This is a genomic window from Aeromonas sp. 3P (genome assembly GCF_051919745.1).
In the GTDB taxonomy this organism is placed as follows: domain Bacteria; phylum Pseudomonadota; class Gammaproteobacteria; order Enterobacterales; family Aeromonadaceae; genus Aeromonas; species Aeromonas veronii.
The window spans coordinates 2,785,001-2,807,159 of sequence record NZ_JBQBED010000001.1; the positions used below are offsets into that span (position 1 = coordinate 2,785,001).

Below are 22,159 nucleotides of genomic sequence, written 5' to 3' on the forward strand. Positions count from 1 at the left end.
ATGCTGGAGGATTTCTGCGCCTTGGCCTGACTGGCCTGGGGTCTGTGCACCTCGAGCCCGGCTTCACGCACGAAGGAGGTGGTGACAATAAAGAAGATCAGCATGATGAACACGATATCCAGCATGGGGGTCATGTCGATCTGCACTTCGTCACGCTGGCGTTTGGATTGCCGTCTCATTGCATTACCTTCTCTTCTCGCAGGCCGTCCCGGGTCTTGGCCAGCGCACGCTTGGCCTGACTCTCGAGCCGACTGAGTAACAACACGCCGGAGAGCGCCACCACCATGCCCGCCATGGTGGGGATAGTGGCGCGGGAGATCCCGCCCGCCATGCTCTCCGGGTTAAAGCGGTTGGCCGCAGCCAACGCATCGAATACGCCGATCATGCCGGTCACAGTGCCCAGCAGCCCCAGCATGGGGCAGAGCACCACCAGGGTGCGGATGAAGATCAGATGACGGTTCAGTTCCAGCTCCGCCTGTGCCAGCCAGCGGCTGCGGATCGCTCGGGCGTGCCAGCTGTGGCGCTCGCTGCGGGCCTGCCAGCGGCCGAGCAGCTGTTGCTGCAAGGGGCCAAAACCCAGATTGAGGTAGAGCAACCGCTCGATCATCAAAATCCACATCAGCACCAGCAGGGCCAGAATGACCCAGAGCACAGGGCCGCCACGGCCCATGAAGCTCTGCAGCTGTTGCCAGATGTCGAGCATCATGCTGCTCGCTCCATCCCGCCGTTATTGCTCTCGGCGCGCTCGGCCAGAATGCCGGCTACCTGCTGCTCCAGTACATTGGAGAGCTCGGTGAAGCGCGATTGCAGCAGGCTGTGGGCCAGGATCAGCGGAATGGCCGCCACCAGACCCTGTACCGTGGTAACCAGCGCCATGGAGATGCCGCCCGCCATGATCTTGGGATCGCCGGTACCAAACTGGGTGATCGCCTGGAAGGTGCCGATCATCCCGGTCACGGTACCGAGCAGACCCAGCATGGGGGCGATGGCCGCGATCACCTTGACCATGCCGATGCCGCGCTCCATGCGAGGAGTCTCCTGCAGGATCGCCTCATCAAGACGCAGTTCGAGGGTCTCCATGCTCAGCTCGGGGTGTTTGTCTGCCACCGTCAGCACCCGGCCGAGGGCGTTGTCGGCGTGATACTCGCCGCTCTTGAGCTGGCGACGAACCCGACCCAGCTCACGGGAAAGGCTCCACAGCCGTACCGCCGCAATTCCCAAACCGATGGCGGCCAGCAGCACGATAATGGCGCCGACCTGACCACCCTGTTGCACCTGCTGCCAGAAGGTGGGCGCCTGCGCCAGCATTGCCAGCAGAGTGCCATGAGAAGGATCCAGCGGCAGCGCTTCCCCTTCCTGACCCTGATAAGCCGCAACGGCAGAGAGCACGCTACCGGGCAGACCCAGTACCGGGCTCAAGCCTTCGGCAGTCGGTTGCAGGAAGCCTTCGCTCCCCAGCAGGGCAAAACTGCCAACCCGGGTCAGCGACTGCTCGCTGGCAGCCCCCTGGGCATCGAGCACCTTGCCGTTGAACTGAGCAATCCGGCCAGATTCGCGGATCTCCTGCAGCAGCGTGACGGGCAGCAGGGCGAGGGCGGCGCGATCCGGCACCTGTTTATCCTGTGCCATGGCTTTCAGCGGGGCGAGACGCTCCGGGTACTGGCCCTCGACGGCGGATTCGCTCAGCAGCTTGACCGCATCGCTGGCGCCCTGACGGGTGACCGCGAAGATCTCGTTCATGTCGCCGGAGGCTTGCTCCCACTGGGCGTTAAGCTCGACCAGCTGCTTCTCGTTGCTGGCGAACTTGCCAGCCAGCTCCTTGCTCAAGCGCTGGGCCTCGGCCAGTCTGGCGCGGGCAGTGCCGAGCTCCTTGGCAACGGTCGCCAGATCTTGCTGAGCCTGCTGTTCACGAGCCAGTTCCTGCTGCTGCCACTCATCGGCGACAGCGGCGTTGGCACCGCAGGAGAGGGCAATAAGGAGGGGGAACCACTTCATGGTGACTCTCATGATTGGGCCTCCTGACTGCGGCTGACAGAGAGGGGGACATTGAGCAACTGGGGAACTTTCTTGTCGGCGGCCACATCCATCGCCTCGGCGATGGGGGAGAGCCACTGGCTATCGAGGGCTTGCCACTGCTTCGCCTCGGCAGACCAGCGCCATGCCTGACTGCGATCGGCCGTCATTGCCAGCAGGGAGACCCGGCCCAGCGCCAGCACATCGACCCGACGCGGGGCACCATCCAGCTCCAGCTCGGCGGAATAGCTGTCCATCCGGCTGCCGTACTCGGCTTCAATCTGATAGGCCTGCAGCAGCTGACGGAATTTCTCTGCCTCGCTAACGTCTGCGCGAGCTAGGGTCGCTTTTAACTGTTCAACCCGCGCCAGCCGATCTTCCTTGCGCAGCGGGATGTCGTTTTGCACCAGCTGTTCCAGATCTGCCTGCATCTGCAACATCAGCGGGATCAAGCCCTGACGGGTCTCTTGCACCGCTTCAAGCTGCTGGCTCAATTTACCCAGCTCATTTTGCTGATCGGCCACCAGAGATTGCATGTAGCGGTTGTAGGCTTCTAGGTCGCGCAGTTGCAGCTGGGCGTTTTGCAGCTCCAGTCGTGCGGCAACAGCGGCATCGGCGGCTTTTTCCACCCGCTGCTGGGAGGCTTTCCCGGCAGCTATGCTGTTCTTGAGGGCGGGAGCAACCAGCTCATCCCCGATGGCAGCAAAGTGGACTGACAGTGGCAGCAGGGCCACACCCCATAATTTGTTCATTGAAATACATCTTACTAATGATAACTATTATCATTATCTCAAATGCGGGGCGGACTGGCAACGAGAGGATTTTCTTGGCCTTTATGCACAAAAACAGGATAATTTTTAAGCACGCACGGAATAAGTGGCGCCAATAGCCACCGCACAAATATAAATAACGATAAAAAATCTTTTCGATCAGTGTGATAGAGATCGAAAAAGGAGAAAGTAATGCTCAACGATGCGATCTGGGAACATATCGACAAGTTCACCAAGGCAACAAAAACCAGCGATATCCAGCAACTGCTGGAGCGCTTCAGTCATCAAATGGGCTTTGATTACTTTCGGCTGCTGATTATTTTCCCCATCAGCATGCAAAAATCCCACGTGGCACTGTTCAACAACTGTCCGACCACCTGGTTTGACGCCTACAGCGAAAACCAGTATCTGACCCAGGATCCGGTGGTCTATCTGGGGCTGAAACAGACCCAGCCGATCTTCTGGAACAAGCTCGACTGCGACTCGCCCTGGCTGCCCAGCGCCAGCCGCGACGTGATGAACCTGGCGGCTGATTTCGGGGTACGCAATGGCGTCTCCTTTCCGCTGCACACCCCGCAGGGGGAGCACGGCATCCTCTCTTTCATCACCAAGGACAAATCCAACTCCGATCTGATGTTTGAAAATGTTCCGCTGCTGTCGTTTTGTGCCAGCTACATCTTCAACTCCGCACTGCAACTGATCAAAAGCAGACCGGATATGATGAAATACCTGACCGAACTGTCGGATCGGGAGAAGGAGTGCCTGTTCTGGGCCAGCGAGGGCAAGACCTCCTGGGAGATCGCCACCATCCTCGGCATCAGTGAGCGGACGGTCAACTTTCACCTGACCCAGGTGACCAACAAGACTGACTCGAAGAACCGCAGTCAGGCCATCGCCAAAGGGATCACCAGCGGCATCATAGTGCCCTCCCTCGACGAGGTCACCATCACCAACCTGCGGCTGTCGTAACCCCTCAGCCGAAACAAAAAGAGCCGCAATAGCGGCTCTTTTTCATTTGAGAGAGTGACTTATCAGATAGTGACTTACTCAACGGTCACCGATTTTGCCAGGTTGCGCGGCTGGTCCACGTCAGTGCCCTTGATCAGGGCAACGTGGTAGGAGAGCAGCTGCAGCGGCACGGTATAGACGATGGGGGCGATCACCTCTTCCACATGGTTGAGGTTCATGACCCGCATGGTCTCGTCGCTCTTGAAGCCGGTATCGGCATCGGCGAACACGTAGAGGATACCGCCACGGGCGCGCACCTCTTCCACGTTGGACTTGAGCTTCTCCAGCAGATCGTTGTTCGGCGCCACCACAATGATGGGCATTTCGGCATCGATCAGCGCCAGCGGGCCATGCTTCAGTTCACCAGCGGCGTAAGCTTCGGCGTGGATGTAGGAGATCTCTTTCAGCTTGAGCGCCCCTTCCATGGCGATAGGGTACTGGCTGCCACGGCCGAGGAACAGGCTGTGCTGCTTGTCGGCAAACTCTTCGGCCAGGGTTTCGATATCCTTGGCCAGCGCCAGGCTCTCTTTAATACGCAGCGGCAAGGCTTGTAGCGCCTTGACCAGTTCGGCTTCGGCGGCTGCGCTCAGGTGGCCACGGCAGTGACCAACCGAGGCCACCAGCATCAGCAGGCCAGCCAGCTGGGTGGTGAACGCCTTGGTGGAGGCCACCCCAATTTCTGCCCCCGCACGGGTCATAAAGGCCAGATCCGATTCACGCACCAGCGAGGAGCCCGGCACGTTGCAGATAGCCAGCGAGCTCATGTAGCCGGATTCCTTGGCCAGACGCAGCGCCGCCAGGGTATCGGCGGTCTCGCCACTCTGGGAGAGGGTCACCAGCAGGCTGTTGGGGCGCACTACCGATTTGCGATAGCGGAACTCGGAGGCGATCTCCACATCGCAGGAGACACCAGCGATCTCTTCGAACCAGTAGCGAGCCACCATGCCGGAGTGATAGGAGGTGCCGCAGGCGACGATCTGCACGTGCTCGACCTTGTCAAAGATGGCGCGCGCGCCGTTGCCGAACGATTCGACCACCACGCGATCGCTGCCCAGACGCCCTTCCAGGGTGTTGGTGATCGCTTTGGGTTGCTCGTGGATCTCCTTGAGCATGTAGTGACGGTATTCACCCTTGTCACCGGCATCGTGGGAGAGTTCGGACTCCTGCTCTTCGCGCACCACGGCGTTGCCATTGGTATCGAAGATATGCACATCGCGACGGGTCACTTCGGCCACATCACCCTCTTCCAGGAAGATGAAACGACGGGTCACCGGCAGCAGCGCCATCTGGTCGGAGGCGATAAAGTTCTCGCCGATACCGCGGCCGATCACCAGCGGTGAACCGGAGCGGGCCACCACCACGCGGCTGTCGTCGCGGCTGTCCATCACCACGGTACCGTAGGCACCGCGCAGCTGCTTCACCGCAGTTTGCATGGCGGCCAGCAGGCTGCCGGCGCTCTTCAGCTCGTGATGGACCAAATGGGCAATCACCTCGGTATCGGTGTCGGAGCTGAACACATAACCCAGCGCCTTCAACTCTTCCCGCAGTTCTTCGTGGTTCTCGATGATGCCGTTGTGCACCACCACGATATGCTCGGAGACGTGGGGGTGGGCATTGCGCTCGGAAGGCTCGCCGTGAGTGGCCCAGCGGGTATGGGCGATGCCGGTACCACCATGGACGGACTGCTCGTCGAGCGCCTTGGCCAGCTCGGCCACCTTGCCCAGACGGCGAACCCGCTGCAACGGCTGGTTGGCGCTGAACACGGCCACACCGGCTGAGTCATAACCGCGGTACTCCAGACGGCGCAGGCCCTCTACCAGAATTTCAGCCACATCACGTTGGGCGACAGCCCCGACGATGCCACACATACACTTCTCCTTGAGATGCAAATCGTAAAGTCAGTTGGATGGTTCAGAGCTCGATGTCAGCAAGTGACCGGGGCGCAGATAAGCGTCACCCCCTGGGCTTGAATCTGTTCTCTGGCCTCGCTGGCCAGCCCCTCGTCGGTCACCAGGGTATGGATGCTCGACCAGGGAAGTTCGAGATTGGGGATCTTGCGGCCGATCTTTTCCGATTCGACCATCACAATGACCTCCCGCGATACCTCGGCCATCACCCGCGACAGGCCCACCAGCTCGTTGAAGGTGGTGGTGCCACGTTCCGGGTCGATACCGTCGGCACCGATAAAGAGCTGGTCGAAGTCGTAGGAGCGCAGCACCTGTTCCGCCACCTGCCCCTGGAAGGATTCGGAGTGAGGGTCCCAAGTGCCACCGGTCATTAACAGGGTAGGCTCATTTTCCAGCTCGCGCAGGGCTCCGGCCACATTGAGGGAGTTGGTCATCACGATGAGGCCGCGCTTGTTGCCCAGCATGGGGATCATGGCGCTGGTGGTGCTGCCGCTGTCGATGATGACACGGTTGTGATCACGCAGCCGCTCGGCCGCCGCACGGGCAATGGCTAACTTTCGGTTCGAAACTTGTTCAGGATTGGCCTCGACCACCATCTCGCTCGGCAAGGGGACGGCGCCACCGTAACGACGCAGCAGCAGACCGCCGGTCTCCAGTACCGCCAGATCTTTACGGATAGTCACTTCGGAGGTAGAAAAGTGTTTGGCGAGGGCGTCGACGCTCACTTCACCCTGCTCTTGTACCAGGGTCACTATGGTGTGTCGGCGTTGTTGAGTATTACGTTTGGTCATTTTTAAGTTTCGATTCGAAAGAACATCGAAATATTAGCCCCTTTTTCGGAAAAATAAAACAGCAAATAGGATCCGATTTAGTTCGATGCCAGAATGGGGTGCCAATTTGCGACGAGGATGCCATGCAAAAGAGAGTCATCTGGCTGGTGGAGGATGAGGCCAGCATCGCCGACACCCTGATTTACGCCCTGCAGACCGACGGGTTCGAGGTGGAGTGGTTCATGCTGGGCCAGCAGTTGCTGACACGACTGGAACAGACGCGACCCGACTTCCTGATCCTCGATGTGGGGCTGCCCGACATCAGCGGCTTCGAACTCTGCAAGCAGGTGAGGGCGCTGACCGATATCCCCCTGATGTTCCTCACCGCCCGCAGCGAGGAGATAGACCGGCTGATCGGGTTGGAGATCGGTGCCGACGACTATGTGGCCAAACCCTTCTCGCCACGGGAGGTGTGTGCCCGGGTGCGGGTCATCCTGCGCCGCAGCCAGCCCGTCGCCCCCCAGCCCAGCACCCTGCTGGTACTGGATGAGGAGCGGGCCCGCATTCACTTTCGCGGCCAGCCGCTGGCCCTCACTCGCTACGAATATCTGCTGCTCAAGACCCTGATGCTGGCGCCGGGGCGGGTCTACTCCCGCCAGCAGCTGATGGATCTGGTGTGGCAGGATGCGGAGGAGAGTCTGGATCGCACCGTCGATACCCATATCAAGACCATCCGCGCCAAGCTGCGCGAACATGATCCCGAGGCCAACCTGATCCTCACCCATCGCGGGCTGGGCTACAGCCTGGAGCTGGCATGAGACTCGGGTTGCAACTGCTGTGCGGCCTGCTGCTGATCTTCGCGCTGGCCGCCTGGTTCGTGCTGGAGATCTTCGTCGAGGAGATAAAACCCGGGGTGCGCAGCGCCACCGAGGATACTCTGGTAGACATGACCCAGCTGCTGGCGCCGCTCGCCCTCGATGATCTGAAAGAGGGCAATATGATGAACGGGCGGTTGGCCAGCGCCTTCGCCCGCCTCAACCAGAATCCCATCAATGCGATGATCGATGGCCACCTCAAGCAGCAGGCGGAGTACCGCATCTATGTCACTGACCAGAAGGGCATGGTGATTTACGACTCCGACGGCACGGATCTGGGCAAGGACTATTCCCGCTGGAACGATGTCTACCGCACCCTGCGCGGCCAATATGGCGCCCGCAGCACCCGCACCGATCCCGACGATGCAGCCAGCTCGACCATGTATGTGGCGGCACCGCTGCGGGAAGGGGCAGAGATCATCGGCTCCCTCACCGTCGCCAAACCCAATCGCACCCTGATGCCAGCCATCGAGCGCGGGGAACAGGAGCTACTGCGGGCCGGCGGCCAGATGCTGCTCATCTCGCTGCTGATCGGCAGCCTGCTGGTGTGGTGGCTAAACCGCGCCATCGGCAAGCTGGTGCACTACGCCGACTCGGTCAGCAAGGGGGAGGCGGCACCGCTGCCACGGCTGCACACCGTCGAGCTGGATCGGCTCGGCCGCTCGCTGGAGACCATGCGCCACCAGCTCGATGGCAAAAGCTACATCGAAGCCTATGTGCACAGCCTGACCCACGAGCTGAAGAGCCCGCTGGCCGCCATTCGCGGGGCAGGGGAGATTTTGGCCGAAACGCCGCCCCCCGAAGTTGCCAAACGGTTTATCGGCAACATCAATCAGGAAACCGCGCGCATGCAGCAGCTGATCGAGCGAATGCTGCAACTGGCGCGGCTGGAGTCGGGGCAGGGGCTGGATCGCCAGTCGGTGGAGCCAGCGAAACTGGGCAAGCGCACCCTAGACGCCCGCCAGATCATCGCCCAGCGCCGTCAGGTCGAGTTGGTGGCCGAGCTGGCCAGCGCGCCGAAACAGAAGTGGGATCCGCTGCTGGTGGAGCAGGCCATCGGCAACCTGCTGGACAACGCCATCGACTTTTCTCCCGCCAACGGGCAGGTAACCCTGAGCGGCAGCCAGCAGGAGGAGGGCTACTGTTTTCGGGTCACCGACAGCGGCCCCGGCATTCCCGACTACGCATTGCCGCGCATCTTCGAGCGCTTCTACTCCTTGCCGCGCCCGAACAAGGGCAAGAGCAGCGGTCTGGGGCTCAGCTTCGCCCATGAGGTGGCCCACCAGCATGGCGGCCGTCTGACCCTGAGCAACCGGCCGGAAGGAGGCGCGCTGGCGGAACTCTGGCTGCCGTTCGCCTAGTCACCCCCGCAACTTCACATTCCCCACACAAAGCGGCATTAGACTGCCGCTTTCTCTCATCCATTTGCTCAAGGAAATGCTATGTCCCGCCTGCTTCTCTCCAGCCTGCTGGCTGCCGGTCTGCTCGCAGCCCTGCCTGCCTCCGCCACCAGCGGCTGCTTTCTCTATGCTGACGGCAACGGCCAGCCCCTCTCCAGCGAAGGGGACTGCTCCAGCCAGCTGCCACCCGCGTCCACCTTCAAGATCCCGCTGGCGCTGATGGGTTACGACAGCGGCTATCTGGTGGATGAAGAGCATCCGGCACTGCCTTACAAACCGAGCTATGATGGCTGGCTGCCCGCCTGGCGTGAAACCACCACCCCGCGCCGCTGGGAAACCTACTCGGTGGTCTGGTTCTCCCAGCAGATCACCGAATGGCTGGGGATGGAGCGCTTCCAGCAATATGTCGACCGCTTCGACTACGGCAATCGGGATCTCTCCGGCAATCCGGGCAAACATGACGGCCTGACCCAGGCCTGGCTCAGCTCCAGCCTCGCCATCAGTCCGGAGGAACAGGCCCGCTTCCTCGGCAAGATGCTGAGCGGCAAGCTGCCGGTCTCGGCGCGGACCCTGCAGTACACCGCCAATATCCTCAAGGTGAACGAGATCGACGGCTGGCAGATCCACGGCAAGACCGGCATGGGCTACCCGAAGAAGCTGGATGGCAGCCTCAACCGCGATCAGCAGATCGGCTGGTTCGTCGGCTGGGCCAGCAAACCGGGCAAACAGCTGATCTTCGTCCATACCGTGGTGCAAAAGCCCGGCAAGCAGTTCGCCTCCCTCAAGGCGAAAGAAGAGGTGCTGGCTGCCCTGCCTGCACAACTTAAAAAGCAGTGAGCTCGCTTCCCGCCAGATAAACCCCGATAACTACGGTCAGCCCACCAGCGACGGGCTGACCGCCATTCGTAAACGAGACAAACATGAAATTATTTCTATTGCTGCTCTGGCTTCCGGCCAGCATGGCGCTGGCTGCCTGTGATCTCTCCGACCGCCTGAGTAGGCAGGGAGAAGTCACCCATGATCGGCTAAACCACCTCGAATGGCAGGCGTGCAGCCTCGGCAGCCAGTGGCAGGAGGGGAAAGGGTGCGTGGGCACACCGGCCCTGCTGACGCTGCTTGAAGCCAAAGATGAAGCTGCCCGCCTTGGCGAGGGGTGGCGACTCCCCACCATCGAGGAGCTCTTCACCCTGCTCGACGAAGATTGCCGGGCGCCGATGACAGACCCGCGCTTCTTCTCCGATATCCATGACAACGGGGAAAATTCAGCCCCCTACTGGACCTCCAGCTCCATTGAGGAGATGCCGGAACTGGTCTATTACATCGACTTTATGCACGGACTCATCGACGGCCACACCGATCGTTTCGCACAAGCCGCCCGACTGGTGCGCTCCCGCCCCTGAACAATCCCGCGGCGCCTGATGGCGCCGTTTTTCAACAGTTCACCGCCACTTCACACAAGCCCATCACCACTTCACGCCGGACTGACAGACTCACTCCATCCAACAAGGAGACGTGTCATGGTCAAACAGATATTCACCCACAAGATCTTTCTGCTGCTGTTGCTCAGCCTGCTGTTGATGGTGCCGGTGCAATCCATCATGGAGCTGAACCGGGAGCGTCAGGCTTACCGCAGTCAGGCCATTCACAGCATCATGGCCAGCAACAGCGGCCCGCAACGACTGATGGGGCCCATTATCGTGCAGCCCTATACCCGTTCGGTGACGGTCGAGCAGGAGGGCAAGCGCTTCGTCCGTCAGGAGCAGATCTACCGCTACCAGCTGCCGGAGCAACTGGATATCAAGGCCAACATGGAGGTCACCCCGCGCAAGCTGGGCATCTATCAGGCACAGGTCTATCAGACTCGGCTCACCCTCTCCGGCCGCCTGCCCACCCGACAGAGTCTGCTGAATGACGCGACCTCACCGCTTGATGAAGCGGCCGAGCTGGTGGCGGGTAAACCCTACCTGAGTCTGGTGCTCTCCGATGCCCGCGGTATCAACAGCGTCCCCGAACTGCAACTCGGCACACAGCGGATCCCGTTTGCCCCCGGCGCCCGCCTCGGTGATGCGCTCGCGGGTATCCATGCCCCGATCGACAGCCTGCCGCAACAGGATGGCACCTTCCATCTGGAGCTCAATCTACAGGGGATGAACGCCCTCGACATAGTCCCGCTGGGCAAGGAGAGCACCCTGCAGCTGGCGGGCAACTGGCCCCACCCCAACTTTATCGGTGACTTTCTGCCGGGCAGTCGCACCCTGAGCCCACAAGGGTTTGAGGCCAACTGGCAAACCAGCTGGTTCGCCAGCGACATGGAGACCCGCTTCAACCGGATGATGAACGGGGGCGATAGCAATCTCTCCACCTTCAGCGTCAGTCTGGTGCAGCCGGTGGATCACTATCAGCTCAACGAACGGGCGGCCAAATATGCCCTGCTGTTTATCGGCCTCACCTTTATCAGCTTCTTTATGTTCGAGCTGCTCAAGGGGCTGCGGGTTCACCCGATCCAGTACGCGCTGGTGGGCATGGGGCTGGCCATCTTCTATCTGGTACTGCTGGCGCTGACCGAACACCTCGGTTTTGGCTGGGCCTATCTGGTGGCCGCGCTGGCCAGCGTGCTGCTCAACGGCTTCTATCTGAGCCATGTGCTGGGCGGCCCGAAGCAGGGGATCGGCTTCGCGGCGCTGCTCGGGCTGGTCTATGCCATCCTCTACAGCCTGCTGCAGGCCGAAGAGATCGCCCTGCTGCTCGGTGCCCTGCTCTTGTTCGCCACCCTGACGCTGATCATGATGCTGACCCGCAAGCTCGACTGGTATCAGGTGATGGGGCAACAGAGTGTCGAATCCCGCCCAGCCGGACATGACAATGACGACTGAGGGCACAACCTCCGTCAATCTCTGACCTAGACAACAAAGGCTTCAGTCGGTTCTTCTCGAAAACAGCGGAACCGGCTGGGCCTTTGTCCGCCAATTTCCTAGCATGCAACCATGTTCCACAGGCGGACGATCACATGAAAATGCATCCGGGCAGGATCCTGCTCTATTCCGGCTTGCTATGGGCTCAGGGAGCTCTGGCCGGCACCCTCACCATTCATCCCGAACCGGTCGAAGACCTCTTGCACAATCCCGGCGTCGGTATCGAAGAGTTTCACAACAGCTGGGGTCATCCCCTCTCTCTGGCTGAACATCCGGTCAGCACGGTCGACTACTTCCGCTTCTACTGGAGCGAGCTGGAGCCACGGGAGGGCGAATACAACTTTGCTCTGATCGACAGGGCCATCGATCAGGCACAGCACGCCACCCCGAAACAGTCGATTGCCCTCAGGGTCATGACCCTTGATGAGCCCTTCTCGGGCAGCAAGATCCCGGAGTGGCTTATCAACAAGGGGATTCGGGGAGAGTGGGGGAACAACCACCAGACCTTTGTGCCCGACTACAGCGACCCGCTGTTCCTCGCCCGTGCTACCCGGCTGTTTCAGGCGCTGGGAGACCATTACGATGGCAATCCGGCGCTGAGTCATGTCGACATCGGCATGATAGGTTCATGGGGGGAGTGGCACATGAGCAACTTCCCCGGCCCGACGCTGGAACAGCGCTACAGCAGCGAGCAGCTCAAACCCTATGTTGACCTGCAGATGGCCGCTTTTCCGCGAACCCCCAAGCTGATGCTCATCAACAACCTGCCCATGTTCGAGTATGCAGTGGGCAAGGGATCTGGCTGGCGGGCAGACTGCCTCGGCGACTGGCACCACTTCTCCCAAAGCTGGAGCCACATGCGCAATGCCTACCCGGAACGACTGGCGAGCGCCCGCGCCAATGTGGCGAACTTCGATTCCAGCTGGCAGAGGGCTCCGGTCAGTTTCGAGGTGTGCGGCAAGCTGAGCGAGTGGCCAGGCCAGCAGCAGTACACCATGGAGGAGGTCAAGGCCACCTTTGACTGGGCGCTGGCCCAACACGCCTCCACCATCAATCTCAAGTCGGATCCGGTTCCCCCCCAATATCGACCCATCGTCGACAATGCCCTGCGCAAGATGGGCTATCGCATCGTGCTGGACCAGCTGACCCTCAAGGGAACCATGAAGCCGGGGGCTACCCTTACCCTCAACGGCGACTGGCACAACGACGGAGTAGCGCCGGCCTATCGCAACTGGCCGCTCACCTACCGGCTGGTCAACGAGGAAGGGCAGGTCGGCGCCATGCTGGTGACCCGCAACGACATGACCCGCTGGATCCCGGGCAGCAAGGCTACCACTCGCGACAGCCTGACCCTGCCGGGCCGGATGGCACGCGGTCACTACTATCTGGAGCTGGCCTTCATCGGTCAGGACAAGCAGCCCGCCCTGCAGCTCGGCATTGCCGGTCTGGAAGAGAGTGGCTGGTATCGTCTGGCCGAGATCGACATCCAGTAACGCAAGAGGGCTCCCGCAGGAGCCCTCTTTCATCACATCAGCACACTCTTTTTGAACAGATCCCACACCCCGAACGAGAAGTGCTTGAAGATGTCGATGCCAAGGGCCGACTTCACCAGATAGAGCAGCAGCACCATGCCGCAGATCGCCAGCAGCAACAGCAGGGTGGTCAGCAGCACCTTGAGGTGAAAGCGAAAGCCGCTCTCCCGCCCGCGGTAGCGGCGATCCCGTCCCATCAGCACCACCAGATAGCAGCGCCAGCGACCGATGCCGAAGGCGCTGTTGACGTTGATGGCGTGCGACTTGCCATCACTCATCAGCCGCAGCGCATGCTCGATACCGTCGCGCTGGGTTTCACTCAGGCTCTCGGCCACCTCGGGGGGGAGAGCACGGTAGAAGCGGTCGATCGCCCCCTGCGGTTTCTGCGGTAATTGGCTCATTGGTTTTCTCCTGCGGGCAGGCCCAAAGCCTTGCGGTAGACCTCCATGGTCTGGCCGGCGATCCGCTGCCAGTCATACCGCTGCAGATAGTCGCTGTAATCGACCTTGCCGCGGGTCATCTGGGCGCTGAGTCGCTCTGCCAGCGCACTCACATCGCCGACCGGGAAATAGCACTCCTGTTGCAGCGCCACCGCCAGATTGGCGGGAATGTCGCTCACCACCACCGGCAGGGAGAAGGAGAGCGCCTCCAGCAGGGCGATCGGCAACCCCTCGTGATAAGAGGGCATGGCAAACAGGGCCGCCTGTGAAAAGACGCTGATCAGCGCCTCGCCATTGAGGAAACCGGTGCGGATCACCCCCGGAGTTTCATCCGCTATCCGCTGCAAGCGCTCGCTGTAGGGGGTCGGGTGATCCGTATCCCCCACCAGAACCAGTGGCAGCTCGGTATCAAGCTGGCGATAGGCTGCGATGAGATCGTGCAGCCCCTTCTCCTCGACGAAGCGGCCCACCGCCACCAGATAGCTGCCAGCGGTCAGTCCGAAACGGGCCAGCGTCAGCTCCCTCTTGTCCGCTGCCGGCAACTCGACCCGTTTCACCCCGTTGTAGATGAGGTGGGCATCCTGGCGATCGTACTGGCGGCGGATCGCCTCGTTGATCACTTCGGAGATGACGATCACCTCGCAGGCATAACGTACCGCCCAGCGCTCGCCAAGGCTTAATACCCACTTGGCCAGCGCCCCCCACTTCTGGCGGTCATAGTCGGGGCCGTGATGGGTAAAGACCACCCGCTTGCCAAGCAACCTCAGCAGCGGCACCACCAGCCCCGGGCCGATGGCATGGACATGCACCAGATCGCAGGCATGACGGCGGCAGTAAAAAGCCGCGAGCAGAGAGTGGAGGATTGCCTCCAGCGACTTCTTTTTGGGGGCGGGCAACGCCTTGAGAGCCACCCCTTCAAACTCGCCGCTTCGGTAATTCACATAGGGGGCGCGAGCCAGCACGGTCGCGGCCACTTCGAACTGGCGGTGCAGCTCCGGATAGAGGGACTGACAATGGGTTTCGACACCGCCCAGTACATGGGGGATCCCCCGGGTACCGAGTACGGTCACACTAATCTGCTTCATGATCTTCTCGAATGATTCTGGCGGGATTGCCCGCAACAACGGCGCGAACCGGGACGGAACGAGTAACGACGGCGCCGGCACCGACACAGGCATGATCACCAATGGCGATGGCCCCGATGACGATGGCGCCGGTGCCGAACTCGACCCCGTCCCCCACGGTGGGCGAGAGGAGCTGGCCGCTTTGGCGATCAGGCTTGTTGCCCAGGGTACAGTTGTGGCGCAGGGTGCAGTCACGCCCCATCTGCACGCCGTCACCGATGACGATATTCTGCGGGTGATAGAGGCGTAGACCCCAACCCAGCCGGGCTCTTGGCGAGATATCGAGGCCGCACAACAGCTTGAATCCCTTGAGCAGCAGCAAGCCGGGTAACGCCAGAAAGCGGCCTCCCTGATAACGGGTCTGTGCCAGCCGGTAACTGAACAGGAACAGGCGCGCCGTCTTGCTCGGATTGAGCGCCAGTTCGGCTTTCAACTCGTGCCAGAAACTCATCTCTGTTTCTCCTCCAGCAACGACTGGTAGAGCGCCAGCAGAGCTTGCTGGTGGCTGGCGAGGGAGTAGTTGTCGATCAGCCGCTGGCGGGCCGAACGCCCCATGGCCGCCGTCTGCTCCGGCTCGGCCACCAGCCTGTCCATGCAGCGGGCCAGCTCGTCGGCATTGCCCGCCTCGAACAACAGGCCATCGAGACCGTCGCGGATCTGCTCCGGAATCCCGCCAATTCGAGCCCCGATCACCGGTTTGCCATAGGCCATCGCCTCCAGTACCGACATGGAGCAGTTCTCGTACCACTCGGACGGCACCACCACGGCCTTGGCGTGACGCAGCAGATCGAGCAACTCCTCCCCCTGCCTGAACCCCAGCAGTTCGGCATTGGGATAATGCTGCCCGAGGTGCGCCTGCAGCGGGCCACCGCCCACAATTTTGAGACCCGCCGGCCGCGTCATGCGCTGATGGGCACGGGCAAGCGTTTCGACCCCTTTCTCGGCCATCAGGCGCCCGAGGAACAGAAAGTACCCCCGATCCTCTCCGCTTTCGCGGCTCGACTCGACATCTATGCCATTGAGGATCACCTCGATGCGGGAAGCGGGCAGCCGGGTGCGAAGCATCCCGGCCATGAAGGCGCTCGGCGCCACCAATGCATCGACCTGCTCATAGTTGCGGCGCCACTGCTGCCAGGCGGCCTCGGCAGAGAGCAGCAGGCTCTTGCCCCATGATCCCTCCTGCCACTGATGGCGAAACAGCTTGAGCCAGGAACCCTCGATCCGGGTCAGATCGAACGGCTCGCCATCGACCAGCATGCTGTAGTTGGGACAAGCCACCTTGTAGTCGTGGGCTGTCAGCACCGTCTTGCAGCCCAGGGATTTGGCCACCCGGATGATTGCCGGGGTGAGCTGGTGGTAGATGTTGTGAAAGTGAACGATATCGGGCCGCTCGGCACGGATAAGCTCCGCCAGCCGATCACAGGCCTCCTGATTGTGGATGAAGCGAACGGCGATCTTCAGCCGATCGAAGAGCCCGTGCCGCTGGTGATAATCGACGTTGGCCGGAAAGTAGCCACTCTGGGGCGAGGGGAGGTTATCCGGATGCTGCATGGCAAAGTCGATCACCTGATGACCCGCCTGACGCACCATATCCCGCTCCTGAAAGAGTACTGTCTCGGCGCCCCCCTTCATGAAAAAGAACTTGTTGGCAAAGAGCACCTTCACGGCAATGACTCCTGGATCAGACGATGGGCGGGCGCCTCGCGCGGAGAGCGCTGGGGCAACAGCAGGCCGCGCACCAGCCCGGCTGCATAGATGGAGAGGTTCATGACACTGCGCAGGGCATCTTGCAGGGAGCGGTTCTTCAACCACTTGAGAGCGATGAAGCCACCCAGCGGTGCCAGCGCCAGCAGCGGCAACCAGAACGGCAGCCCGGCTGCGAAAAGCAGTACGCAGAACAGGAGTGTCAGCAGGTAGAGCCCGAACAGCAGCTCGGAGCGGATCACCGACAGCACCTCGCGAAAATAGGGCTGCCCCCACGCCGAGCGCACCAGCTCGCCGCTGGCAAACAGATACCCCATGCGCCAGCGGTAACGGATCAGGGCAAGGGAGTCCATGGTGTGGGAGGTGTGAAAGAAGAAGGGGACATCGAGCCGCTCCAGCCGATAGCCCGCCTGACGCAGCCGGATACCCAGCTCCGCCTCTTCGTAACCGTGCAGGTTGCGATTGGTGAGATAGCCGATCTGCTCGATAGCGCTGCGTCGAAACAGGCCGCCACCACACAGCCAGCGCGACTCGCCCAGCGGATAGATCTGGTTGATGCGCTGCTTGCGCGACTTGAACTCATAGCTGTGGGCATCATCCATCTCGGCCCGCCCGGCCACGCCACCGCATTCGGGGTGGGAGTGCATGTGCGCAAGGGCGGCCGGCACAAACTCCGGCTCCAGCTTCATGTCGCCATCGAGCAGCAGCAGGAACTCCCCTTCGCTGAAGAGGTAGCCAAGCTGTGGCCCCACGCCGCAACAGCGATCTGCCGGGTCGGTCAGGCTCACCACAGTCACCCCCAGCTGGCAGGCAATCGCCTGGGTGCGGTCGGTCGAGAGACTATCCGCCACGATAATCTGGTGGGAGTAGTCGGCCAGAGCGCTCCTGATGCTGGCTATGGTGTCGGCAATCCCTGCCTCCTCGTTGTAGGTCTTGATGATGACGGAGATAAGGGGGGATGGAGTCATGACACCTCACAGGAACGGGTGGCCTGCCGAACCGAAGAACGGATCACCAGGGCGGCACCCAGCACGAAATAGAAGAGAAACTGCTGCACCGGGATTAGCATCAGCAGCTGGCTGTAAGGCAAGCTCAGCAGGCAGGCGATCCCGAACGCGATGAAAGCGGGTTGATAGCTGAGCAGACGCACATCTGCCGCGCTCAGCAGCTGGCGATCCAGCAACGGACGGGGACGGCAGCACCAGAGCAGCAGAACGATCAGCACGATGAAGATCAGGGTGCCCATCAGTCCCACCTCCCACAACAACACGCTGAGGGACGTGGAGTCGAGCAGCACGTTGAACAGGGGGTTGAGAAAACCGGGCAGGGTGCTGCCATGGTTGGTGGTGTTGAGGCCATAACCAAACAGCAGATTGCTGAGACCGTGGTGATCACCGTTGCTGGCCCAGAAAAAGAGCGTCGTCACCCGCCCCAGCTCGCCGGTTTCCGGGTTGATGTGGTTGGGATCGAAGATATAGCCGAGGGAGTCGATAAACAGCGCAATGGCCCCCTGTTGTCCGGCCCCCTCGAACACGGATGAGTAGGAGGCAGCCAGCACCAGAACGGCCACTGCCACCAGCGCAGTCATCGCCAGCGCAATCAGCAGCAGACGCTTGAGGTCATAGCTCTTCATCCCCCTGACATAGCTTGGCGAGAGCCAGACCCAGGCCAGTAGCAAGGGGGACAACAGGATGACGAACTTCACCTCGGCCAGCACACAGATGGCAAAGGCGGCAAGAATGTGAAAAGCGACCGAACGACGCGAAATGAGGCCGTGGCGAAACTCGGAGAGCTTGATCAGCATCACCAGCAGGCAGAAGAAGCCGAGTGCACCGGTATTGCCGCCCCCCATGGGATCCCCCCCGAAGGTGCCGACCACTGAGTCCCACTTCTCAAACTCGCCGCGCATTGCCACCCGTTTCGGCACCACCACCAGCACCTGAAACAGCACCACCGGGATCTGCAGGTAGAAGACCCACTCCACCAGCTTAATGATGCGGTAAATCTGTGACTCGCGGCAGAAGCCTAGCAACAAGCAGGGAAGCAGCAGAGAGAGCGCCAGCTCGTTCTTGAAACCGATGATAGTCACCATGCCCCCCTGCTGAAGCAGGGTGCCCAGCAGCGCCAGCACCAGCAAGCCACAGTAGAGCAGCAGCAGCACCTTCTCCTGATAGTCGAGCCGCAGCGGGCTGTAACGCGTCTGCAGCGGCAGCAACATCAAGGTGGCAATCGCCAGCAGGAAGGGCAGCCAGAGGAAGGCTGTAATGCCGGTGACGTACTGGGCCAGGCCGCAGATCACCAGCGACAGCAGCAGATTGGCCTGCATGATGAGGGCACTGTTCACGAGGCCAGCTCCATCCGCCCCTGCAACTCGGCAGCCCGGCGGTTGACCCGCAAAAAGACGAAGCCGTAGCGCACCGCAGTCAGCAGAGAGAAGGCCAGCACGCAGAGCTCGTACTCCTGATGCAACCAGGGCAACAGCACGAAGGCGATCACTACGACCAGCAGCTGCTCAAGCTGGATCCGCAAAAAGTAGCGGGGCGAGCCGAACACCAGCTCGATTACGGTCAGCGGGCAGATGGCCACCGCAGTAAACACATAGGGCAACATGTAGCGGGAGGTATCGATGGAGGCGTTCCACTCCGCATTGAAGAACCACTTCATCACCAGCGGATAGCAGATGAGGATCCCGAGGGTGGCCGCACTGCCCATCGCCAGCAGCAGCCGCTTCACCTTGCGAAACTCCTCCCCGTTGAAACGGCGCAGGCGGAAATCCTCCGACCATCGCGAGAAGATGGAGTGGCGGATGGCGTTGCCGACAATCACCACGGGCGCCAGACAGAAGCGGTTGACCACGGCAAAGTAGCCCGCCACCAGAGGGGAAAACCAGAAGTTGATCAGCACGGTTGGCAGATTAGCCGTCACCATCGCCAGCACTTCGGCACTGCCGACACCTGCCAGATGCGCTTTATGGCGGGAGAAGAAGTGCAGCAGGTGGCGCGGGGCAGCCTCCCTCAGCATGGCACTGTGCCAGGTAAAGGCAGACCACAACCAGCCCCCGATCACCACCAGCAGCAGACAGGCCCATAACTGATAGAAGTGCGCCATGTCAGGGGCCAACAGCAGACAGAGCAGCACCACGGCGGAGGCCGAGATACGCTGCAGACCGAGCCGCTGGTAGTGGCCGGCCCGCAGGGCCAGATTCTCGGCGATGAGGATCAGCCCGTGGGTCACGGTCAGCAGGTAGAGCGGCCAGAGCGGCAGCGAGAAAAAGCAGACCACCACCAGCACATAGGGGATGGGGAACAGCCAGACCTGCAACAGGGAAAAGATCAGGTTGCCGGGCAGCTCGGCCTCCTCCAGCTTGGGCAACAGCAGTTGCGAGGCAAAGGTGGCAAGCTGGGCACCGATCAGCACCAGACTGTAGCTGAGGGCATAGAGCCCGACCGCAGCCATGTCGAACTTGTGCGACAGTGACCAGACCGAAAACGCCCCGATCAGCTGGGATAGCACGGAAGCACCCCCTATGGTGGTGATGCTGCGCAGCAGTTTCATAGCGCGCCCCGGGTGGGTGCACCACAGAATCTCAGGTTCTCCGCCCCTTCCAGATCGCGCTCGGCGACCTGGGTCAGCACTGTCCCCAGTACCGCCACTCTGGCATCCCGCAGTTGTGCCAGCACGCTCAGCACCCGACTGGCCGGCAGCTGGCCGGACTGGATCACATGAATGGCACCATCCAGCGGCTGCCCCAGCAGCAGGGCATCCTTGCCGACCTCCAGCGCAGGGGTGTCCACTATGATGCGGTCAAACTGCCCGGCCAGAGTTGCCAGCAGTTCGCTCCAGCGTGGCGAGCCAAGCAGTGCCAGCGGGGAGGAGACCGGCTGGCCAGCCGGCAGCAGGGTCAATCCCTCTTTTGGCACCAGACAGGCAGCCAAATCGGCTTCGCCTGCGAGCAGCTCGGCCAACCCCGGTCTGGCTGCCTGCCCCAGCAACTGGCGACCAAGGGAGCCCCGGCGCAGATCCCCATCCACCAGCAGCACTCGCTCATGGCGGGCAAAGCTGGCGGCACAGAGAGCCACCAGCGTCGACTTGCCCTCACCAGCACGGGTCGAGGTGATCATGATGCGCTGCAGCTGACCCGGCTCCAGCCGCATGATGGCGTAGAGGTCATCGGCACTGGCACCTACTCTGGGATTGACCGCCCCCACCCGCAGCAGAGCACTCTGATCCTGCAGGGCCGCCAGCCGCGGGATTTCACCAAGCACCCGACCACCGAGCTGGGAGACCAGCTGGCTCAGACGATTCAGGGTATTGCGCAGCGCTCCGGCAGTGATGACTACCAGCACGGCAACCATGCCCGCCATGATCACCACCATCAGCAGAAACAGCATCTTGTTTGGTTTGGCAGGCAGCAAGGGCACCGATGCCGCGTCGTAGAGGATGGCATTCGACTCGTGCAGCTGAGCGTTCAGGCGGGTCTCTTCCTGACGGCGAAACAGCTCGTTATAGAGCTGACGGGTCTTGTCGATATTGTTCTTCAGGTTGTTGTACTCATCCTTCTTGACTGCCAGCGAGGAGAACTCCCGCTTCTTCTCGTCAAGCTGGGCGAGGTACTCCTGCTCCTTGCGCTGGCTGCTCTGGTAGCGATCCTCGATACCGTCGGCAATCTCCCGCATCAGCTGGTTTGACTGGGTATTGAGCGCCTTGATGCGCGCTTCGGCCTGCAGAATACGGTCATGCTTGGGGCCATAACGCTTGGCCAGCTCGGAGAGCTCCTGCTGGGCCTTGATGAGGGCGATGCGCAGATCCTGCATCTGGGGGTGGTTGGAGACCTCGGGCAGGGAAGCCAGCGCCGCCGGATTGCGGCCGTACTCCTGAATGGACTGGAATTCGGCCTGCGCCGCCAGCCGCCGCTCGCGGGCATCCGCGTACTTGTTGGTGATGATGCCGAGCTCTTCGGTTTGCAGACCATCTACGCCGCGAAACGTCAGCAGATCATTGCGGGCAAGAAAATCGCCGAGCTGCTTCTCCTGCTTCTCCAGACTGGCCTTTATCTCCACCAGCCGGCTCTGGTTCCAGTGCGATGCCGTGGTGTTGGCATCGACCCGCTCCTCCACATTGAGATCGATGTAGGTCTGGGCCACCTCATTGGCGACGCTGGCGGCCAGCTCGGGAGAGCGGGATTCGAACCCGATGCTGACCAGCTGGGTATCGCGCACCGGCGAGACGGTCAGGTGTCTGGCCAGATACTCCAGCGCATGCTGGTGGCGTGAGGAGGCATCCTCCTGATGTGCGGCACTCCAGAGCCCCTTGATGCGGCTCAGCCAGCTGTCGGGATTGGGCTGTCCGTTGAATTCCGGCAACTCGGCCAAACCCAGATGAGTAACCACCTTCTCGGCTACCCGGCGTGACTTGAGCAGCTCGAACTGGGTGTTGTAGTACTCGCGGCGGCTGGTATCGACCCGATAGACGGGCTCGATAGGGGAAGCGCTGTTGGCATCTGCCTTCAGCAGCAGGGTCGCACTGGATTGATAATAGGGCGGCATGCTGAGAATAAAGGGGGCTGCCGCCAGGGTCACCACGGCGGCAAACAATACCACCCTCCACCAGTTTGCCTTGAGCACCCGCCAAGGGCCGCTGAAATCGAGGCGACTCTCTAGCGCACGGCCATTTTCAACCAACAATGAAGTCATGAAGAGCGTCC

At 61.3% G+C, this 22,159-nt stretch carries 21 protein-coding genes (1 of these 21 only partly in view); 7 read left to right on the top strand and 14 right to left on the bottom strand.

Annotated elements, in window-relative coordinates:
• The 4 genes in view from ACTG19_RS12775 to ACTG19_RS12790 are tightly spaced (each overlapping or abutting the next) and all read right to left on the bottom strand, a layout consistent with a single transcriptional unit that may run on beyond the window.
• A protein-coding gene (locus ACTG19_RS12775) for an ExbD/TolR family protein (protein ID WP_005339369.1) crosses the window boundary here: on the bottom strand, positions 1–179 show its 5' portion. 223 nt of this gene lie to the left of the window's left edge; the window shows 179 of its 402 coding nt (coding positions 1–179); it begins with the start codon at positions 177–179; the stop codon falls past the left edge of the window.
• Positions 176–706: a MotA/TolQ/ExbB proton channel family protein gene (locus ACTG19_RS12780; protein WP_005339367.1), complete on the bottom strand. Its 531-nt coding sequence runs from the start codon at positions 704–706 to the stop codon at positions 176–178. The genes ACTG19_RS12775 and ACTG19_RS12780 overlap by 4 nt, the downstream gene beginning before the upstream one ends.
• A complete protein-coding gene (locus tag ACTG19_RS12785; RefSeq protein WP_439832488.1) occupies positions 703–2,007 on the bottom strand; it encodes a MotA/TolQ/ExbB proton channel family protein in 1,305 nt (434 codons plus the stop codon). Before ACTG19_RS12785 ends, ACTG19_RS12780 begins: the two co-directional genes overlap by 4 nt.
• A complete protein-coding gene (locus ACTG19_RS12790; protein WP_005357258.1) occupies positions 2,004–2,765 on the bottom strand; it encodes a DUF3450 domain-containing protein in 762 nt (253 codons plus the stop codon). Before ACTG19_RS12790 ends, ACTG19_RS12785 begins: the two co-directional genes overlap by 4 nt.
• A gap of 210 nt (positions 2,766–2,975) precedes the next feature.
• Here ACTG19_RS12790 and ACTG19_RS12795 point away from each other — a divergent pair, with 210 nt between their 5' ends.
• Positions 2,976–3,752, top strand: coding sequence for a helix-turn-helix transcriptional regulator (locus ACTG19_RS12795; RefSeq protein ID WP_005339360.1), 777 nt, complete (start codon positions 2,976–2,978; stop codon positions 3,750–3,752).
• 74 nt (positions 3,753–3,826) lie between these two features.
• Here ACTG19_RS12795 and glmS read toward each other — a convergent pair whose 3' ends face one another.
• A complete protein-coding gene (gene glmS, locus ACTG19_RS12800; protein ID WP_201990978.1) occupies positions 3,827–5,659 on the bottom strand; it encodes a glutamine--fructose-6-phosphate transaminase (isomerizing) in 1,833 nt (610 codons plus the stop codon).
• 56 nt (positions 5,660–5,715) lie between these two features.
• Positions 5,716–6,489 carry a DeoR/GlpR family DNA-binding transcription regulator gene (locus tag ACTG19_RS12805; RefSeq protein WP_005339356.1) on the bottom strand — a complete coding sequence of 258 codons (774 nt, stop codon included), beginning with the start codon at positions 6,487–6,489 and terminating at the stop codon, positions 5,716–5,718.
• Positions 6,490–6,611: 122 nt separating this feature from the next.
• Between ACTG19_RS12805 and blrA the strand changes: the two genes are divergently transcribed.
• The 6 genes from blrA (at position 6,612) to ACTG19_RS12835 (ending at position 13,148) form a co-directional block, all read left to right on the top strand.
• Positions 6,612–7,286, top strand: coding sequence for a beta-lactam response regulator transcription factor BlrA (gene blrA / locus ACTG19_RS12810; RefSeq protein WP_047437750.1), 675 nt, complete (start codon positions 6,612–6,614; stop codon positions 7,284–7,286).
• Positions 7,283–8,704, top strand: a complete 1,422-nt coding sequence (blrB, locus tag ACTG19_RS12815; protein ID WP_439989134.1) for a beta-lactam sensor histidine kinase BlrB — start codon at positions 7,283–7,285, stop codon at positions 8,702–8,704. Before blrA ends, blrB begins: the two co-directional genes overlap by 4 nt.
• 81 nt (positions 8,705–8,785) lie before the next feature.
• Positions 8,786–9,580, top strand: a complete 795-nt coding sequence (blaOXA, locus tag ACTG19_RS12820; RefSeq protein ID WP_439989135.1) for an OXA-12 family class D beta-lactamase — start codon at positions 8,786–8,788, stop codon at positions 9,578–9,580.
• Positions 9,581–9,663: 83 nt separating this feature from the next.
• On the top strand, positions 9,664–10,143 hold the full coding sequence (locus ACTG19_RS12825; RefSeq protein ID WP_439989136.1) for a DUF1566 domain-containing protein: 480 nt from the start codon (positions 9,664–9,666) through the stop codon (positions 10,141–10,143).
• 117 nt (positions 10,144–10,260) lie between these two features.
• Positions 10,261–11,616, top strand: a complete 1,356-nt coding sequence (creD, locus tag ACTG19_RS12830) for a cell envelope integrity protein CreD (RefSeq protein ID WP_113740535.1) — start codon at positions 10,261–10,263, stop codon at positions 11,614–11,616.
• Between the two features lie 134 nt (positions 11,617–11,750).
• Positions 11,751–13,148, top strand: a complete 1,398-nt coding sequence (locus ACTG19_RS12835) for a DUF4832 domain-containing protein (protein WP_439989137.1) — start codon at positions 11,751–11,753, stop codon at positions 13,146–13,148.
• A gap of 32 nt (positions 13,149–13,180) precedes the next feature.
• On the opposite strand, the gene ACTG19_RS12840 is transcribed toward ACTG19_RS12835, so the two are convergent.
• The 8 genes from ACTG19_RS12840 to ACTG19_RS12875 are packed head-to-tail and all read right to left on the bottom strand — an operon-like array spanning position 13,181 to position 22,148.
• Positions 13,181–13,588 (bottom strand): hypothetical protein, encoded by a 408-nt coding sequence (locus ACTG19_RS12840; RefSeq protein ID WP_113740537.1) that lies wholly within the window; start codon positions 13,586–13,588, stop codon positions 13,181–13,183.
• Positions 13,585–14,712, bottom strand: coding sequence for a glycosyltransferase family 4 protein (locus ACTG19_RS12845; protein WP_113740538.1), 1,128 nt, complete (start codon positions 14,710–14,712; stop codon positions 13,585–13,587). The genes ACTG19_RS12840 and ACTG19_RS12845 overlap by 4 nt, the downstream gene beginning before the upstream one ends.
• Complete coding sequence (locus tag ACTG19_RS12850) at positions 14,699–15,202, bottom strand: serine acetyltransferase (RefSeq protein WP_113740539.1); 504 nt, start codon at positions 15,200–15,202, stop codon at positions 14,699–14,701. Before ACTG19_RS12850 ends, ACTG19_RS12845 begins: the two co-directional genes overlap by 14 nt.
• Positions 15,199–16,416: a glycosyltransferase family 4 protein gene (locus tag ACTG19_RS12855; protein WP_201990981.1), complete on the bottom strand. Its 1,218-nt coding sequence runs from the start codon at positions 16,414–16,416 to the stop codon at positions 15,199–15,201. The genes ACTG19_RS12850 and ACTG19_RS12855 overlap by 4 nt, the downstream gene beginning before the upstream one ends.
• Positions 16,413–17,423, bottom strand: a complete 1,011-nt coding sequence (locus ACTG19_RS12860) for a glycosyltransferase family 2 protein (protein WP_201990982.1) — start codon at positions 17,421–17,423, stop codon at positions 16,413–16,415. Before ACTG19_RS12860 ends, ACTG19_RS12855 begins: the two co-directional genes overlap by 4 nt.
• Positions 17,420–18,799 carry a capsular biosynthesis protein gene (locus ACTG19_RS12865; RefSeq protein ID WP_320643245.1) on the bottom strand — a complete coding sequence of 460 codons (1,380 nt, stop codon included), beginning with the start codon at positions 18,797–18,799 and terminating at the stop codon, positions 17,420–17,422. The genes ACTG19_RS12860 and ACTG19_RS12865 overlap by 4 nt, the downstream gene beginning before the upstream one ends.
• Positions 18,796–20,010 carry a lipopolysaccharide biosynthesis protein gene (locus tag ACTG19_RS12870; protein WP_439989138.1) on the bottom strand — a complete coding sequence of 405 codons (1,215 nt, stop codon included), beginning with the start codon at positions 20,008–20,010 and terminating at the stop codon, positions 18,796–18,798. Before ACTG19_RS12870 ends, ACTG19_RS12865 begins: the two co-directional genes overlap by 4 nt.
• Positions 20,007–22,148, bottom strand: coding sequence for a GumC family protein (locus ACTG19_RS12875; protein WP_439989139.1), 2,142 nt, complete (start codon positions 22,146–22,148; stop codon positions 20,007–20,009). The genes ACTG19_RS12870 and ACTG19_RS12875 overlap by 4 nt, the downstream gene beginning before the upstream one ends.
• Between the last annotated feature and the right edge of the window lie 11 nt (positions 22,149–22,159).

What these genes read in the sequence shown, in the direction of transcription:
- ACTG19_RS12825 (WP_439989136.1), top strand. Translation starts at nt 9,664, where the DNA reads ATGAAATTATTTCTATTGCTGCTCTGGCTTCCGGCCAGCATGGCGCTG.
- ACTG19_RS12835 (WP_439989137.1), top strand. Translation starts at nt 11,751, where the DNA reads ATGAAAATGCATCCGGGCAGGATCCTGCTCTATTCCGGCTTGCTATGG.
- ACTG19_RS12795 (WP_005339360.1), top strand. Translation starts at nt 2,976, where the DNA reads ATGCTCAACGATGCGATCTGGGAACATATCGACAAGTTCACCAAGGCA.
- ACTG19_RS12785 (WP_439832488.1), bottom strand. Translation starts at nt 2,007, where the DNA reads ATGAGAGTCACCATGAAGTGGTTCCCCCTCCTTATTGCCCTCTCCTGC.
- blrB (WP_439989134.1), top strand. Translation starts at nt 7,283, where the DNA reads ATGAGACTCGGGTTGCAACTGCTGTGCGGCCTGCTGCTGATCTTCGCG.
- ACTG19_RS12780 (WP_005339367.1), bottom strand. Translation starts at nt 706, where the DNA reads ATGATGCTCGACATCTGGCAACAGCTGCAGAGCTTCATGGGCCGTGGC.
- glmS (WP_201990978.1), bottom strand. Translation starts at nt 5,659, where the DNA reads ATGTGTGGCATCGTCGGGGCTGTCGCCCAACGTGATGTGGCTGAAATT.
- ACTG19_RS12840 (WP_113740537.1), bottom strand. Translation starts at nt 13,588, where the DNA reads ATGAGCCAATTACCGCAGAAACCGCAGGGGGCGATCGACCGCTTCTAC.
- ACTG19_RS12850 (WP_113740539.1), bottom strand. Translation starts at nt 15,202, where the DNA reads ATGAGTTTCTGGCACGAGTTGAAAGCCGAACTGGCGCTCAATCCGAGC.
- blaOXA (WP_439989135.1), top strand. Translation starts at nt 8,786, where the DNA reads ATGTCCCGCCTGCTTCTCTCCAGCCTGCTGGCTGCCGGTCTGCTCGCA.
- ACTG19_RS12870 (WP_439989138.1), bottom strand. Translation starts at nt 20,010, where the DNA reads ATGAAACTGCTGCGCAGCATCACCACCATAGGGGGTGCTTCCGTGCTA.
- blrA (WP_047437750.1), top strand. Translation starts at nt 6,612, where the DNA reads ATGCAAAAGAGAGTCATCTGGCTGGTGGAGGATGAGGCCAGCATCGCC.
- ACTG19_RS12875 (WP_439989139.1), bottom strand. Translation starts at nt 22,148, where the DNA reads ATGACTTCATTGTTGGTTGAAAATGGCCGTGCGCTAGAGAGTCGCCTC.
- ACTG19_RS12860 (WP_201990982.1), bottom strand. Translation starts at nt 17,423, where the DNA reads ATGACTCCATCCCCCCTTATCTCCGTCATCATCAAGACCTACAACGAG.
- ACTG19_RS12790 (WP_005357258.1), bottom strand. Translation starts at nt 2,765, where the DNA reads ATGAACAAATTATGGGGTGTGGCCCTGCTGCCACTGTCAGTCCACTTT.
- ACTG19_RS12845 (WP_113740538.1), bottom strand. Translation starts at nt 14,712, where the DNA reads ATGAAGCAGATTAGTGTGACCGTACTCGGTACCCGGGGGATCCCCCAT.
- creD (WP_113740535.1), top strand. Translation starts at nt 10,261, where the DNA reads ATGGTCAAACAGATATTCACCCACAAGATCTTTCTGCTGCTGTTGCTC.
- ACTG19_RS12805 (WP_005339356.1), bottom strand. Translation starts at nt 6,489, where the DNA reads ATGACCAAACGTAATACTCAACAACGCCGACACACCATAGTGACCCTG.